Raw genomic sequence first — 15,412 nt, forward strand, 5'->3', positions numbered from 1 at the left:
TGTTTCTCCTGCAGTTGTTGCTGCCCGATGCGGGGATCGGGCGTGTACTCAGGTCTGCTGCTCGCCGGTTTTACCGGACGCCGTTTCCGGCCCCGGCTCCGGGCCCAGCAGTCGCTCGAATTCATCTCCCAGCATTCGCCGGGACCAGGACTCGACCAGCGCCAGCCGGTCAATCATGATCGACTGCTGCCACCATGCCCCCTGGGACAGCGGCGTATACCGTGTCAGTGCGATCGCAACGATCACAACGATAAGGCCACGAAGCAGCCCGAACCCCATGCCCAGCACCCGATCCGTCGGCGACAGCCCGGTCGCCCTGACCAAGTGACCGATCAGGTTATTGATGACGGCGCCAACAATCAGGGTACCAAAAAACAGAATGGCAAATGCGGCCACCAGCCGTACCAGAGGCGTTTCCACGGTACCCTGCAGGAGGGTCTGCATCTGGGGATGGAACGTGCGCGCAATCAGGAAGGCAGCCACCCACGTCACCAATGATAGCGCCTCGCGGACGAACCCGCGTTTCAGGCTGATCACGGTTGAGACGGCAATGATCGCAATGATGACCCAGTCAATCCAGATCAGCGCTTCCATCAGGCACTCGGCTGCATGCTGAGAAAGGACGCGATTCTAGCAGGATCACCAGCAACACTAAAGCAGACGCCGGCGCCATCACGCCGGCTCACTGATCGCCCTGAATCACCAGGCTGTTGACGGAAAAGGCCTCGTCCAGCGACTGTTTCGCTTCCTTCGCCATGGCCTCACTGGCAAAGGGTCCGGAGAAGACCCGGGTCAGCGTCGTCCCCCCGCGCTCGATCTGCTGGAGATGGGCGTCGTATCCGGCTTCGCGGATGCGATCCCGCATGCCCGTCGCGTTACCACGGTTGCCAAAACTACCGAGCTGGACGAGCCAGCCCCCTTCGAGAACCTCGCTGAATTCACTGGCCGATGCAGATGCCTGCTGAGCGCTGGATTCCGGTCCCGCAGCGCCACCCTCCGAATCCGGAGAGTCGACTGAGTCGGTGTCTGAAGTGCCGGCGACGTTTTCAGAAGCCGCCACCGTCTCCGATGCCGGTTCTCCGGAAGCCGGTTCGCCGTCATCACCGGATTCCGGCGTCTCGGGGAGCGCCTCTTTCGCCGGGCGCTCCTCCAGTTTGAAATCCGGCGGCTCTTTGGCAGAAGAGGTCGTATTGGCGGTGTCCGATGAATCGCCAGGCTGAGAGACTTCCGGAAAATCGGGCTCCTCCGGAATATCGACGGCCTGGGTCGTCCGCTCCTGACGGGGTTCATCAAACAGCATCGGCACAAATATGACCGCCAGGGAAATCAGCACGAGAGCCCCGACAACTCGCTGTTTCAGTCCGTCCAAAACGTTCGACCTCTACCCATCTCCGTGTATCCTGATACTAACCCTCCGGGTGATCGCCCGCCAAGTGACGGTCCCGTAAGCACCCTCATCAGTGTCGGTCGAGCCACGCTCTGGCTTCCGCTACCGTGTAGAAGGAACCGAAGACGATCACCTCGTCACCGGGGGAAGCGCCCTTCATAGCCGCGCTCAACGCATCACCAACGGAATCGCAGCAATGCATTGGGGCTGACACCCGGCCTCGCCCCCGGGCTTCCAGCGCAGCGGCTGGGAGAGCCCGGGGACCTCGAAGTGAGGCCAGATACCACACGTCAACGGCGTTAGCCAGCGCTTCCATGACACCACCGGAATCCTTGTCTTCCAGCCCGGCATATATGGCGTAGCGCCGGCCGCGACAGGGCATGCGGTGAAGCCGGTCCGCCAGCCAGCGAGCGGCATCGGGATTGTGCCCAACGTCAAGAATCACCGCCGGTGCGCCTGAACGAACTTCAAATCGGCCGGGAACGACCGTTTGCGCCAGGGAGGCGCTGATCGAATCGTCCCGGATTTCCGGCTCGATCAGCCAGGTGGCCTGTACCGCCGCCGCCAGGCTCTGCTCGGGGAGACCACGATCAGGCAGAGCAACCCGGCGGGCACCGTCCGCATCAATCACTTCGAGTCGTTCGCCGTCGCGCTCGATCCGATAGGCCTCGCCATGCCGGTACAACGAGACGCCCTGCGCCCTTGCCTGGTTCACCACCGACCGGGGTGGTTCCAGCTCCGCACAGATCGCCACGCCACCGGCCCGGAGCACACCGGCCTTCTCATAACCAATCGTTTCACGGTCGTTGCCAAGCCAGGCCGTGTGATCAAGCCCCACGGAAGTGATGACCGCCATGTTTGGATCGAGCGCGTTGACGGCGTCCAATCGACCGCCCAGACCCACTTCAAGCAGCCAGTTCTGGCTGCCAGCTTCTTCGAAAGCCACAAACGCAGCCAGTGTCCCGAACTCAAAGTACGTCAGGCTGACCGAACCGCGCGCCGACTCGACCCGCTCAAAGGCGCGGACAATCCGGGCATCGTCCAGCTCCTGACCGTCGATACGGATGCGTTCGTTGTACCGCTCGATATGGGGGGAGGTGTAGGCGGCGACCGTCTGACCCGCATCACGGAGTATGGACTCAAGCGCCGCAATGGTGCTGCCCTTGCCGTTCGTGCCGGCGACGGTGATGATCCGCGCGCTGGGCGGCTTTGGGAACAGGCGACGGAGGACCAGCAGGACGCGATCAAGCCCAAGCTCGATCTCGACCGGGTGACGGTGCTCCAGTGCCGCGAGCCACGACTCAAGCGTGGCACCAGTGTTACTCGTCACTCTCAGCCTGGGCGTCCGGTTCGGCCGGGGTGACCGCGGGCTCACCCTCCTCATCGTCGATCACAGGCGGCTCCGCTCCTGTGAACTTCGCCAGTTGGCGGGCGATGGTCGCACGCATGTCGTGACGGGAGACGATCATGTCCACTGCGCCGTGCTCCAGCAGAAACTCACTGCGTTGAAACCCCTCCGGCAGCTTTTCGCGCACCGTCTGTTCAATGACGCGCGGGCCAGCGAACCCGATCAGGGCGTAGGGTTCGGCAACGTTAAGATCTCCCAGCATGGCGAGACTGGCCGACACCCCCCCAAAAACGGGGTCGGTCAACACGGAAATGAACGGAATCCCCTCTTCCCGGAGACGTTCCAGAGCGGCGGCGGTCTTGGCCATCTGCATCAGGGACAGAATGGCTTCCTGCATGCGGGCTCCGCCACTGGCCGAAAAACAGACCAGGGGAATACGCTCTTCCAGAGCGACATTGGCGGCGCGAACGAACTTCTCACCAACGACCTGCCCCATGGAGCCGCCCAGGAAACTGAACTCGAAAGCGCACGCCACGAGCGGCACATCGAGGGTTTTCCCCCGCATGGCGATCAGGGCGTCTTTCTCACCGGTGTTCTTCTGGTTCTGACTCAGGCGTTCCTTGTAACGCTTGCTGTCCTTGAACTTCAGTCGGTCCCAGGGTTCAAGCTCCGCCGCGATTTCCTCCCGGCCTTCCGGGTCAAGAAACAGCTCAAGACGATGCCGCGCGCTGATGCGAAGATGATGGCTGCACTTGGGACACACATCGAGATTCTTGTCCAACTCCGGCTTGTAAAGGAAACCGCCACACTTGGGGCACTTTTTCCAGAGGCCTTCCGGCACACTGCTGCGTTGCTTCGCATCCGACCGGATGCTTCCCGGCATGATCTTATCCAGCCAGTTACTCATGGTCGCTTCCCGTCCGGTTGTCGGTCACTGACTTGCCCGAGCGTCCAGCGCCTCGCGCATCGGGCGCAGTCGTTCATCCAGCGCCCGGTGGAGGGCGTCAGGATCCGTCTGATGCTCTGCAATTGTATTCACCAGCACGCTGCCGACAATAACACCATCGGCTACCCGGCCGACCGATGCGGCGGAGTCGGCATCCCGGATACCAAACCCGACGGCCACGGGAAGGTCCGTCAGGCGGCGGATTCGCTCCACGTTCTTCGACACATCGTCCACATCGAGACCAGCCGCGCCAGTCACTCCCTTGAAGGAAACATAGTAGATATAACCGGACCCGTGGCCACTAATCGCACTGACCCGATCATCGGTGGTCGTGGGTGCCAGAAGGAAAATAGCGTCCAGTCCCGCATTCCGGAACAGTGGCGCCACGTCGGCGGCCTCCTCTGGAGGCAAGTCGACGGTCAGCACGCCGTCCACTCCCGCCTCACGGGCTCTGGCGGCAAACGTCTCGTAGCCCATGGCTTCCATCGGATTGAGATATCCCATCAGCACGACCGGCGTGTCCGGATCGTCCTCACGGAACTGCTCAACCATACCCAGTACCTGCCGCAGCGATGTGCCATGGACCAGCGCACGCTCACAGGCCTGCTGGATGACAGGGCCATCGGCCATCGGGTCCGAGAATGGCACTCCAAGCTCCAGAATGTCCGCACCGGAAGCCACCAGACGGTGCATGATGGCAACGGTACTGTCCGGGTGGGGGTCACCCGCTGTAATGAAGGGAATCAGGGCCTTACGGCCCTGTTCACGAAGGGATTGCAGTCGTTGCTGGATTCGGCTCATTCGTTCTCCTGACTGGCGCGTTCAGACGTCGATGCCGTCGATTCGGGCCATGGTATTGATGTCCTTGTCGCCACGGCCGGATATGTTGATGACCAGATTCTGATCCGGACTCATCCCGGCCGCCATCTTCAGTGCGTACGCCACAGCGTGAGCCGTTTCGAGCGCCGGCATGACGCCCTCGGTGCGCGTCAGGCGCCGGAACCCGGCCAGCGCTTCCTCATCGGTGACCGAGACATACTCGGCCCGACCGACGTCCTTCAACCAGCTGTGCTCCGGGCCGACACCCGGATAGTCCAGTCCCGCGCTCACCGAGTGGGTACCGGCAATCTGGCCGTTCTCATCTTCCATCAGGTAGGTACGATTGCCGTGCAGCACCCCCGGACGACCGGCGCTGAGCGGCGCCGCATGCTGGCCGGTCTCGATCCCGTAACCACCGGCTTCCACGCCGATCATGCGCACGTCCTCATCGAGGATGAATGGATAGAACATGCCAATGGCGTTGGAACCGCCGCCCACGCAGGCGAGGACGGCATCGGGAAGCTGGCCGGTCTTCTCCAGACTCTGGCGGCGGGTTTCACGGCCAATCACTGACTGAAAATCCCGTACCAGCAGCGGATAGGGATGGGGACCGGCAACCGTGCCGATAATATAGAAGGTGTCATCCACATTCGTGACCCAGTCGCGCATCGCCTCGTTCATGGCGTCCTTGAGCGTTCGGGTGCCGCTGGTCACCGAGTGCACCTCGGCGCCGAGCAGCTTCATCCGGTACACATTGACCGATTGCCGCTCGATGTCTTCCGCACCCATGAACACATGACACTCGAGCCCCAGTCGCGCGCAGACAGTGGCGGTAGCGACGCCATGCTGCCCAGCGCCGGTCTCGGCAATAATCCGCTTCTTGCCGAGAAAGCTCGCCAGCAACGCCTGTCCGATCGTATTGTTGATCTTGTGGGCGCCCGTGTGGTTCAGATCCTCACGCTTGAGCCAGATTCTGGCTCCGCCGATCTCACTCGTCAGGCGCTCTGCCAGGTAGAGTGGCGTCGGGCGCCCGACGTAGTCCTTCAGCTCTTCATCAAAGCGCGCCAGGAATTCAGGATCCTTGCGCAGCTTCATATACTCTTGCTCAAGCTGCGCCAGAGAGTCCATCAGCGTCTCGGAAACAAAACGGCCACCATAGACCCCAAAATGTCCCCGCTGATCCGGGAGCTCACTGAGCATTGCTTCTGTCAGTTTTACCGACACGATTCACCTCGTTGATAAAATCAACAACCCGTTTCGGGTCCTTGATGCCCTTGTCGCGTTCCACACCACCACTGACATCGACGCCCCAGGGCGCCACACGCGCAATAGCGGCGGCCACGTTAGCAGAAGTCAAACCACCGGCCAATATGACCGGCATCGGGCGTTCCGGCGGGATCAGGGACCAGTCAAAGGTTTCGCCGGTTCCGCCGTAACGTTCCGGAGAATACGCATCCACAAGCATCCCGGATCCGCCGGCGTACTGCCGGAATGCTGAACCCAGATCCGTACTGTCACGCATACGGATGGCTTTCATCCAGCGCCGCCGGAATTGGTCGCAGAACGACGGCGATTCGTCACCGTGAAACTGAAGCAGGTCCAGGGGAACCGACGCCAGGGTCTCGCGGACCTCGGATTCCGTCGGGTTGACGAATAGTCCGGTCACGGTCACGAACGCCGGCGTGGCCGCCACGACCGCCCTGGCCTGTTCGAGTGTGACGGCACGGGGGCTGGGTTCATAAAACACCAACCCGATGGCATCGGCTCCCGCCCTGGCGGCAGCCCGGGCATCCTCGGGGCGAGTCACACCACAGATTTTAACGCGTGTTGACGGCATGCGGTCTCCCGATTCCGCGATCAACATAGTCTGTCCACTGGCGACAGAAACGCCGGTCCAACTGGCAGGTCTGGCAGCCCGAATCCGGGCGGATACGTCACCTCCACCATGTGGAGCCCCTGAGCCGGTGCGGTCATACCTCCCTGGCGACGGTCCCGCGCTTCCAGTATCTCATGAATCCAGTCCGGCTGCCGGTGACCGCTCCCGACCGCCATCAGCGATCCCGCAAGATTCCTGACCATATGATGAACAAACGCATTGGCGGTGACATCCAGCTCGACAAAAGGTCCTGACCGACGCACGGCAATCGCATGGATATTCCGGAAAGGGGTCCGCGACTGACAGCCCGCTGCCCGGAACGTACTGAAATCGTGCTCACCCACGAGCACCTGTGCGGCGTCATTCATGGCCGCCGCATCCATTGGCCGAAACGTCCAGGCCACCTGATGGCGAAGTAACGCGGGCCGCACCGGGTGACTGTAGATCACGTACCGATAGCGACGAGCGGTCGCGGAGTGGCGAGCGTGAAAATCCTGACTCACAGGCCCGGCCCAGCGCACGGACACGGAGGAAGGCAGATTGGTGTTGATGCCCATGACCCAGGATCGTTGCGAGCGACGTGCCTGGGTGTCGAAGTGCACAACCTGAGCGCAGGCATGGACGCCGGCATCCGTTCGACCGGCGCATACCGGAATAACGGGTTCATTCGCGACACGACTGGCGGCCGCACGGACCTCCGCCTCGACTGACGGCACGCCGGGTTGCTGCATCTGCCAGCCATGATAGGCCGCCCCGTCATACTCAACGATCAGGGCCACACGGCCCGGCCCGACAGAGAGGGCTTCTGACGGTGGTTCTGGGAAGGACAAATCGGGTTCCGTTATCAGGATTCAGTGGGCCATAAACGACAATACCGCCGACGCCAGAACTGGCGGTCGGCGGCGTTGATTTCATTCTACCCGATCAGGAGAGATTTTTAAGCAGATCCTGTGCTTCGGCTTTCTGCTCGTCGCTGCCCTCAAGCGAGACCTCTTCAAGAATCTCACGAGCGCCATCGGCATCGCCCATCTCGACATAGGCTCTTGCAAGGTCCAGCTTAGTGGCCGCCTCGTCGGTGCCGGACAGGAAATCGAACTCATCGTCTTCCAAATCCTCACCGGACAGATCCGTGACCTCCCTGTCGTCGGACTCGACCTGTGCCTGCTCCGAGCCGGGTTCGTCGAGGACGTCGTCAGCGGTATCTTCCGCGAGCGGGATCTCATCCTCCCCATCCGGCGTCTGCGGCTCTTCGAGAGCCTCTTCGTCGGATGCTTCGTCACCGGCGACGGGTTCCTCAGAGGGCTCGGCGCCTTCACCCTCATCGGCATCCCCGAGCGTTACTGCATCCGCCGAATCACCCCCCGTCACTTCTTCCATAACAGCCAGATCGTCGTCCGAAATATCCAGCTCCAGGTCGTCCAGATCTTCGGCCGAGGCATCATCGGAGCCGGCGTTGTCACCCGTCTCCTCTTCACTGGCCACTTTGTCCAGCTCGGCGTCCAAATCATCCAGGAAGGACTCGTCCGGCGCCCCATCATCACCGCCTGAGAGGTCCAGCTCCTCATCCAGCAGAGATTCTTCCGTACCACCGTCGGATGTCGACGTCGCTACGGCATCGCTGGCCTCACCTGAACCCTCCGCCCCTTCTTCCAGCAGGCTTTCATCAAGCTCCAGGTCGCCCAGTTCGTCTTCCAGCGACGTTAAATCCGACTCACCGGCCTGCTCGTCATCCGGCGCCGCTTCGTCGTCGGATGGCAACTCGAAGTCGACCGACAGGTCCTCCGACTGTTCATCACTGTCTTTCGGTTCCGGGGCGGCGCCTGCGTCTTCCAGCGCCTCTGAGGCGTCGCTGCCATCACCTTCCAGGTCCAGGCTGGACAGGTCGTACTCGATGGGCGAGTCCGGGTCGTCTGCGGCTTCTTCCGCTTCCTCGCGCTCGATCTCGGGCTCGCCAACATCCAGGGAATCAATATCAAGCTCGTCGGCGACATGACTTTCCGATGCCTCCGCCTGAGAAGGCGATGGCTCATCAGACGCCGTCCGGTCGGTATCCAGGCTGCTGAAGGTGTCACTGAAATCGAACTCATCGTCGGAAGCCGCCGCATTATCGCCACCAGCGGGCGAATCCGATCTCAGCTGCGATTCCAGATCATCAATGCTTGGCATTGACTCGGCATCACGCAACCGTTCTTCAAGCGCTCGCGCTTCTTCGGTCGCCTCCTCTTCCTCCAGCGTCCGGAGTTCGCTGAACTGCTTCTCGAACGCGTCACGGTTGCCCGAGTCCGCGTAGATGGCGAGCAGCTTCAGTCTCAGGTCGGTGCGGCTCGGCTCCCGGGAAATGGCACTCTCAAGGACTTCAGCGGCCTGATCATATTGGCCGTATGAAGCGTAGCCATCCGCCTCGGAGATCGCGTCCTCGGCGTCACCAGCCTCACCGGATTCGTCTTCGTCACCAAGAGAGAGCGGCTCGTCGTCAGCATCGGCGTCCCGATTCAGCTCCTCATAGAACGCCTTTTCGCGATTCGCGTTCCGGCGCGCCACCAGGCCGAGAATGACGAGTAGTGCAACCACGCCGCCACCAAGACCGATCTGATAGGCGGGGTTGTTCTTGAGCTGGTAAATCAGCTCCTGGACGGTACTGCGCTGCACATCATCCTGAGCGGTGGTGGCCGGCTGAGCCGGCTCACCGGAATCTGGGGCACCGTCGGCCTCGGTCACGCCATCACCACCGGTTGTCCCCGTGGCCTCGCTCGCCACAGCCGGTGCGTCGGCCTGCTCACTCGGCGCCTTGTCTGATTCGCCCGTCTCGGTTGTGGCCGGCTCACCCTCACTGGCCACCTCGTCCGTCTCCTGAGCATCCATGTCGGAGGCCGGAGCCGTTTCATCCGCCGCGTCTCCGGCCGCTATCTCCGGCTCGGTTCCGGTGGGCTCCTCGCCCGCGGCGTCCGCATCCGAGTCCGTGGCCATCATCGGCTGATCGTCTTCCGGACCGGCCTGCGCCTGGTCAGCCGCCGTTGGTTCCTCATCAGGCACGGCGGTTTCCGCCGCATCGCCCATCGTGGCATCTTCGGCCGGAGAATCACCGTCACCGCCCTGCTGCTGTATCCGGGCAAGCTGATTGTTCTTCAGCTCAAGCAATCGCTGAAGGGTATCGACCTGTTCCTCCAGATCTTCCATTCGGGAGTTGAGCTCTTCATTGTCCCGACGCAGGCGATCCAACTCCTCCTGAGCAACCGCCCCGGCCCCGGCATCGGCACTACCGCCGGCCGCACTGGCGCTACCGGCCGCCGACCCCTCGCGCTGGGTCCCGGACCCGCTTTCGTCCCCTGCAATGAGCTTCAGCTCGGCTTCCCCGGCCCCGGGCGCGTCACTGGGCGCCTGAGCCTGTTGGCCAGTCGCATCAATCTCAGGCTCGGGCTGCTGAAGGGCCTCGTTCTGGGCAACGACCTGACGACTGGCCTCAGTGGGTGAGCGCTGGCCGATCTGCTCCGGGGTCGGAATCCGCAACACCTGCCCCTGTTTGAGGCGATTGATATTGTTGCCGATGAAGGCATCCGGATTGAGGTCCTGAAGCGCCAACATCGTCTGCTGGGTGGTGTACCCGGTTCCGGCACGGACCTGCTGAGCGATACTCCACAGGGTGTCAGACGAATCGGTCGGGCCATAGTCCCGACCCGCAGCGGGCGTCGTCCGGGCAACGTCATCGCCGGAATCAACCTCATCACGCGCTGCCCGCTCGCGCCGGCGGGATTCGGCGCTGCGCTCAGCGGGTTCGTCGGTCGGCTGAGCGGTCTGCGCTGGCGCGACCTCCGTGTCGACACCCGATTCCTCTGCATAGGTCGGCGGGTCGATCAGCAACGAATATTCCCGCAGCAGACGACCGTTCGGCCAGGTCACTTCCACCAGAAAATTGAGATAAGGCTCACGAACCGGTTCGTCACTGGTGATATCGATAACGAGCTGACCATCCGGCGCCGTGGAAACGGAGAACTGGAGACTGTTAAGGAAAAAGCTGCGCTCAATACCGACCCGCTCAAATGCGGAATTCGGTGCCAGATCAACCAGCACTTCATCAGCGCTGACGCCATTGGCCTCACGCAGGGCAACCTGTGCATCCAGCCGTTCGTTCAGGTAGGACTGAAGCTCCGCATCCCCCAGCCCCAGCGCATTCGCCACATTGGAGCCGAGCCCCCCTACCAGAGCCAGGGCAACCGCGAGTTTACGTACCTTCATGCTTTTTCCTTACCAGTCTCCGTTTTTGATAACAGCGTGCGAGGAACCGGATGACCAATGACGTTGCCTTTGCACGGAAAGGGGAACAGACGGCAGACCCCCAGTGTGTGCAAAAGTATTGATGATAAACCCCGATTTATCAATTATTCAGCGTTATTGTTTCGAGATTTACCCGAGATACTTATTTCATTCGTCTGGCAACGACCATCCTAAGGATTGGTGGCGTTTGCCAAGCGCACAAAATAACAGGGGCGGTGACCGTTTTCAGCCACCGCCCCTGATATTCGTGCCAGAAATCCGACACAGTTTGCATTTCCGGGAGCTTACCCGTCCTGCAGGATCTGCAGCATGCGGCGCAGCGGCTCCGCTGCCCCCCATAGGAGCTGATCGCCCACGGTGAAAGCGGAAATGTATTCCGGCCCCATGGCCAGCTTGCGGATTCGCCCGATCGGCACGGACATGGTGCCAGTCACACGGGTCGGGCTCAGTTCTTCCATGCTGGCTTCCTTCTCATTGGGCACCACTTTTACCCAATCGTTGGCCTCCGCCAGGATGGACTCGATCTCACTGACCGGCAGGTCCTTTTTCAGCTTGATGGTCAGGGCCTGACTGTGGCTGCGCATGGCGCCGACCCGGACACAGATGCCGTCGATCGGGATCGGCTGATCACTGCGCCCCAGAATCTTGTTGGTCTCACTTTGCGCTTTCCACTCTTCCTTGCTCTGACCGCTCTCCATGGGCTTGTCGATCCACGGAATCAGGCTGCCGGCCAACGGCACGCCGAACTGGTCCGACGGGAAGTCCTCTGACCGCATGGTGTCGATGACCTGACGGTCGATATCGAGGATGGCCGATGCCGGATCGTCCATCAGTTCACCGGCCCCATCGCGGATCCGCCCCATCTGGTTGATCAGCTCGCGCATATGCTGCGCACCGGAACCGGACGCCGCCTGATACGTCATGGGAGACACCCACTCGATCAGGTCTTTCTCAAGCAGCCCACCAAGCGCCAGCATCATCAGGCTGACGGTACAGTTACCGCCGACGAAATCCTTGACGCCATCCCGGAGACCAGCATCGATTACATCACGATTCACCGGGTCCAACACGATGATGGAATGGTCCGCCATCCGCAGCGTGGACGCCGCGTCAATCCAGTATCCATCCCAGCCTGCGTCGCGCAACGGTTGATAGACCTTGCTCGTATAATCGCCACCCTGGCAGGTCACAATCACATCCATCGCTTTCAGCGCATCCAGGTCGAACGCGTCCTTCAGCGCCGGAACATCGGATTTACCCACATCCGGCGCCGGCTTGCCCGTCTGGGAAGTGGAGAAAAACACCGGATCGATGTCGGCAAAATCATTCTCTTCACGCATGCGCTGCATGAGGACAGAGCCCACCATGCCACGCCAGCCAATCAGTCCAACTCGCTTCATGCGATTCATGAACCCCTTGTTGTCTGGGAGCCGCAGTCCCCGATGGGGAGCGGCTCCGGTATGAATGGTGTGCCGGTAAGCGTCAAGTCACCGGCCAATCTCAGAGTGCCGCCAGAACGGCGTCACCCATTTCACGGGTGGTCACCCGCTGAGTGCCTTCTGAATCAATGTCCGCCGTACGCAGCCCCTGGTCCAGCACACTGCTGACGGCGGATTCGATGGCAACCGCAGCCTTTTCGGCACCCAGGCTGTATCGAAGCATCATCGCTGCAGACAGAATGGTTGCCAGTGGGTTCGCAGCGCCCTGACCGGCAATGTCCGGGGCTGAACCGTGGCAGGGCTCATACATTCCCTGCTTTTCCGCGTTCAACGCCGCCGATGGCAACATGCCAATGGAGCCTGTCAGCATGGCCGCTTCGTCGGACAGAATATCACCGAACATATTGCCGGTCACGATCACGTCGAACTGCTTCGGGTCCCGAACCAGTTGCATGGCGGCATTATCCACGTACATGTGAGACAGCGTGACGTCGGGGTAATCGGCCGACAGCTCTTCCATGATGTCGCGCCACATGCGCGTCACTTCCAGCACATTGGCCTTGTCAATCGAGCACAGCCGGCCATTACGCTGCCGGGCCGCTTCGAACGCCACCCGACCAATCCGGCGGATCTCCGACTCGCTGTAGACATAGGTGTTGTAACCCTGGCGCTCTCCGTCGTCCGTTTCGCGAACGCCCCGGGGCTGGCCAAAGTAAATGCCCCCCGTCAGCTCCCGGACAATCAGTATGTCGAGACCGGAAACGACCTCGGGTTTCAGCGAGGACGCGGAGGCCAGCTGCGGGTACAGAAACGCCGGACGGAGATTCGCAAACAGCTCCAGTCCGGAACGCAGCCCGAGAAGCCCTTTTTCGGGCCGCTGAGCCATCTCCAGATGATCCCATTTCGGGCCACCGACGGCACCCAGCAGAATGGCATCGGCGCGCTGCGCCTTTTCCATCGTTTCGCCCGGCAGCGGCTCACCGGTGGCGTCGATGGCCGCGCCTCCCACCTGCCCCTGCTCGAACTGCAGCCCGAGACCAAAGCGCTCGTTGATCCGCTCGAGCACACGCTCGGTTTCAGCAATGATTTCCGGCCCGATGCCATCACCGGGCAGTGTGAGTACGGTTTTTGTCATGGTATCGAAATCCTGTTTCCAGTTAGGGAAGATCAGCCGGCGCTCAGGTCGCGGAACAGCCAGGGGGCGGTTCGTCGCCGTTGATCCTCATACGTCCTGATGTGATCCGCGTCCTCGAGCGTCACGCCGATGTCATCAAGGCCGTTGAGCAGACAGTGGCGCTGGAAATCATCCACCTCGAAGGAATACGCCTCGCCGGACGGCGTTGTGACGGTTTTTGCCTCCAGATCCACGGCAAGCTCAAAGCCGTCTTCCGCCCAAGTGGCCTGAAACAGTTTTTCCACTGTTTCTTCCGGAAGAACAATGGGTAACAGGCCATTCTTAAAGCAGTTATTATAGAAAATATCCGCAAAGCTCGGCGCAATGATGGCCCGGAAACCGAAATCCTCCAGCGCCCAGGGCGCGTGCTCCCGGCTGGAACCACACCCGAAGTTGGACCGCGCCAGCAGAATGCTGGCATTTTCGTAACGCGGTTGGTTGAGGACAAAATCGGGGTTCTTCGGTCGCTGAGAACAGTCCTGATCCGGCTTACCCTCGTCCAGGTACCGAAGTTCATCAAACAGGTTCGGCCCAAAGCCGGTCCGCTTGATCGACTTGAGAAACTGCTTCGGGATGATCATGTCCGTGTCCACATTGGACCGGTCCATGGGCGCGACAACGCCCTTGTGCTGTGTGAATGCGCGCATGTCGTCGCCCCCTTATTGCATCAGTTCGCGGACATCAGTGAAGTGACCGCTGATCGCTGCGGCCGCCGCCATCGCCGGGCTGACAAGGTGCGTACGACCACCGAAGCCCTGACGTCCCTCGAAGTTCCGGTTGGAGGTGGACGCACAGTGTTCGCCCTGCCCCAGCTTGTCCGCATTCATCGCCAGGCACATGGAACAGCCCGGTTCGCGCCACTCCAGACCCGCGTCGATGAAGATCCGGTCCAGGCCCTCCTGTTCGGCCTGGGCTTTCACCACACCCGAGCCGGGAACGACCATTGCCTGTTTCAGTCGCGGCGATACCTTGCGTCCCTTGACCACCGCCGCCGCTTCACGGAGATCCTCAATGCGAGCGTTGGTACAGGAGCCAATGAATACCCGGTCCAACTCGATGCCGGAAATCGGCGTGTTCGGCGCCAGCCCCATGTACTGCAGGGCGCGCTCAATGCCGCCTCGCTTGATCGGGTCCTGTTCTCTCTCGGGATCGGGCACCTCACCGCCCACACCGGTCACCATTTCCGGGGAGGTCCCCCAGGTGACCTGCGGCTGAATGTCTTCTCCCTGCAGATCGACGATCTTGTCGAACGCGGCGTCGGCGTCGGAATGCAGATTCCGCCAGCTTTCCACGGCCTGATCCCACAATTCGCCGGTCGGGGCGAACGGACGGCCCCGGACATAGTCAATCGTGGTGTCATCGACCGCCACCATGCCTACCCGGGCGCCCGCCTCGATCGACATATTGCAGATGGTCATGCGGGCTTCCATCGACAGATTGCGGATCACCTCACCACCAAACTCGATGGCATAGCCGGTACCGCCCGCCGTGCCGATCTTGCCGATGATCGCCAGCATCACGTCCTTGCCCGTGACGCCGGGGCCAAGTTGCCCGTTCACACGCACCAGCATGTTCTTCATTTTCTTCTGGATCAGGCACTGGGTGGCCAGCACGTGTTCGACTTCCGAGGTTCCGATACCGTGAGCCAACGTCCCAAACGCCCCGTGGGTGGACGTATGGGAATCGCCACATACGATGGTCATCCCCGGGAGGGTCGCGCCCTGCTCCGGTCCGATCACGTGGACAATGCCCTGACGGCGGTCCTGAATGCCAAACTCGACAATGCCGAACTCATCGCAGTTCTTATCCAGCGTTTCGACCTGTGTTCGGGACACCGGATCGTCAATTCCGGCAATGCCCTGCTCACGGTTGGTGGTTGGCACATTGTGGTCCGCCGTCGCGAGATTCGCCCCCAGCCGCCAGGGCCGCCGATCCGCCAGCCTCAGCCCCTCGAAGGCCTGGGGTGACGTCACTTCGTGCAACAGGTGACGGTCGATGTAGATCAGGCAGGAACCATCGTCCCGCTCCTTGACCAGGTGGGCATCCCACAGTTTGTCGTAAAGGGTTTTTCCAGCCATGGTTGTCTCTCTCATTCAGTCAGCGCCTCCTGAAAAGCCCGGGAGGGGCGTTCGGAGCGCGTTCACTTTGATT

The 15,412-nt window shown here is 61.5% G+C and carries 13 protein-coding genes; all 13 read right to left on the minus strand.

Annotated elements, in window-relative coordinates; translation table 11 throughout:
* Nucleotides 1–48: 48 nt before the first annotated feature.
* Entirely contained in the window at nucleotides 49–594 is a 546-nt protein-coding gene (locus C8D92_RS03970; RefSeq protein ID WP_116918463.1) for a CvpA family protein, read from the minus strand.
* An 88-nt stretch (nucleotides 595–682) separates the two neighbouring features.
* A complete protein-coding gene (locus C8D92_RS03975; RefSeq protein WP_243402347.1) occupies nucleotides 683–1,333 on the minus strand; it encodes an SPOR domain-containing protein in 651 nt (216 codons plus the stop codon).
* A 124-nt stretch (nucleotides 1,334–1,457) separates the two neighbouring features.
* The gene (gene folC / locus C8D92_RS03980; RefSeq protein WP_243402348.1) at nucleotides 1,458–2,717 is read right to left on the minus strand and encodes a bifunctional tetrahydrofolate synthase/dihydrofolate synthase; all 1,260 of its coding nucleotides are present in this window, start codon (nucleotides 2,715–2,717) and stop codon (nucleotides 1,458–1,460) included.
* Nucleotides 2,707–3,642 (minus strand): acetyl-CoA carboxylase, carboxyltransferase subunit beta, encoded by a 936-nt coding sequence (gene accD / locus C8D92_RS03985; RefSeq protein WP_116918466.1) that lies wholly within the window; start codon nucleotides 3,640–3,642, stop codon nucleotides 2,707–2,709. Before accD ends, folC begins: the two co-directional genes overlap by 11 nt.
* A gap of 24 nt (nucleotides 3,643–3,666) precedes the next feature.
* Complete coding sequence (gene trpA / locus C8D92_RS03990) at nucleotides 3,667–4,482, minus strand: tryptophan synthase subunit alpha (RefSeq protein WP_095612288.1); 816 nt, start codon at nucleotides 4,480–4,482, stop codon at nucleotides 3,667–3,669.
* 21 nt (nucleotides 4,483–4,503) lie between these two features.
* Nucleotides 4,504–5,712: a tryptophan synthase subunit beta gene (gene trpB, locus C8D92_RS03995; protein ID WP_423837067.1), complete on the minus strand. Its 1,209-nt coding sequence runs from the start codon at nucleotides 5,710–5,712 to the stop codon at nucleotides 4,504–4,506.
* A complete protein-coding gene (locus tag C8D92_RS04000; protein ID WP_116918468.1) occupies nucleotides 5,690–6,337 on the minus strand; it encodes a phosphoribosylanthranilate isomerase in 648 nt (215 codons plus the stop codon). The genes trpB and C8D92_RS04000 overlap by 23 nt, the downstream gene beginning before the upstream one ends.
* 20 nt (nucleotides 6,338–6,357) lie before the next feature.
* Nucleotides 6,358–7,206: a tRNA pseudouridine(38-40) synthase TruA gene (gene truA, locus C8D92_RS04005; protein ID WP_116918469.1), complete on the minus strand. Its 849-nt coding sequence runs from the start codon at nucleotides 7,204–7,206 to the stop codon at nucleotides 6,358–6,360.
* Nucleotides 7,207–7,300: 94 nt separating this feature from the next.
* Nucleotides 7,301–10,609, minus strand: coding sequence for a FimV/HubP family polar landmark protein (locus C8D92_RS04010; RefSeq protein ID WP_116918470.1), 3,309 nt, complete (start codon nucleotides 10,607–10,609; stop codon nucleotides 7,301–7,303).
* A gap of 323 nt (nucleotides 10,610–10,932) precedes the next feature.
* The gene (gene asd / locus C8D92_RS04015; RefSeq protein ID WP_116918619.1) at nucleotides 10,933–12,048 is read right to left on the minus strand and encodes an aspartate-semialdehyde dehydrogenase; all 1,116 of its coding nucleotides are present in this window, start codon (nucleotides 12,046–12,048) and stop codon (nucleotides 10,933–10,935) included.
* Nucleotides 12,049–12,148: 100 nt separating this feature from the next.
* A complete protein-coding gene (leuB, locus tag C8D92_RS04020; protein ID WP_116918471.1) occupies nucleotides 12,149–13,222 on the minus strand; it encodes a 3-isopropylmalate dehydrogenase in 1,074 nt (357 codons plus the stop codon).
* Between the two features lie 32 nt (nucleotides 13,223–13,254).
* Nucleotides 13,255–13,908: a 3-isopropylmalate dehydratase small subunit gene (leuD, locus tag C8D92_RS04025; protein ID WP_116918472.1), complete on the minus strand. Its 654-nt coding sequence runs from the start codon at nucleotides 13,906–13,908 to the stop codon at nucleotides 13,255–13,257.
* A gap of 12 nt (nucleotides 13,909–13,920) precedes the next feature.
* The gene (gene leuC / locus C8D92_RS04030) at nucleotides 13,921–15,339 is read right to left on the minus strand and encodes a 3-isopropylmalate dehydratase large subunit (RefSeq protein WP_095612282.1); all 1,419 of its coding nucleotides are present in this window, start codon (nucleotides 15,337–15,339) and stop codon (nucleotides 13,921–13,923) included.
* Nucleotides 15,340–15,412: the final 73 nt, after the last annotated feature.

It is taken from the genome of Tamilnaduibacter salinus (assembly GCF_003096655.1).
Lineage (GTDB): Bacteria > Pseudomonadota > Gammaproteobacteria > Pseudomonadales > Oleiphilaceae > Tamilnaduibacter > Tamilnaduibacter salinus.

Coding starts and splice junctions, on each gene's coding strand:
- leuD (WP_116918472.1), bottom strand. CDS start 13,908: ATGCGCGCATTCACACAGCACAAGGGCGTTGTCGCGCCCATGGACCGG.
- C8D92_RS04010 (WP_116918470.1), bottom strand. CDS start 10,609: ATGAAGGTACGTAAACTCGCGGTTGCCCTGGCTCTGGTAGGGGGGCTC.
- leuC (WP_095612282.1), bottom strand. CDS start 15,339: ATGGCTGGAAAAACCCTTTACGACAAACTGTGGGATGCCCACCTGGTC.
- asd (WP_116918619.1), bottom strand. CDS start 12,048: ATGAAGCGAGTTGGACTGATTGGCTGGCGTGGCATGGTGGGCTCTGTC.
- accD (WP_116918466.1), bottom strand. CDS start 3,642: ATGAGTAACTGGCTGGATAAGATCATGCCGGGAAGCATCCGGTCGGAT.
- C8D92_RS03970 (WP_116918463.1), bottom strand. CDS start 594: ATGGAAGCGCTGATCTGGATTGACTGGGTCATCATTGCGATCATTGCC.
- trpA (WP_095612288.1), bottom strand. CDS start 4,482: ATGAGCCGAATCCAGCAACGACTGCAATCCCTTCGTGAACAGGGCCGT.
- leuB (WP_116918471.1), bottom strand. CDS start 13,222: ATGACAAAAACCGTACTCACACTGCCCGGTGATGGCATCGGGCCGGAA.
- C8D92_RS04000 (WP_116918468.1), bottom strand. CDS start 6,337: ATGCCGTCAACACGCGTTAAAATCTGTGGTGTGACTCGCCCCGAGGAT.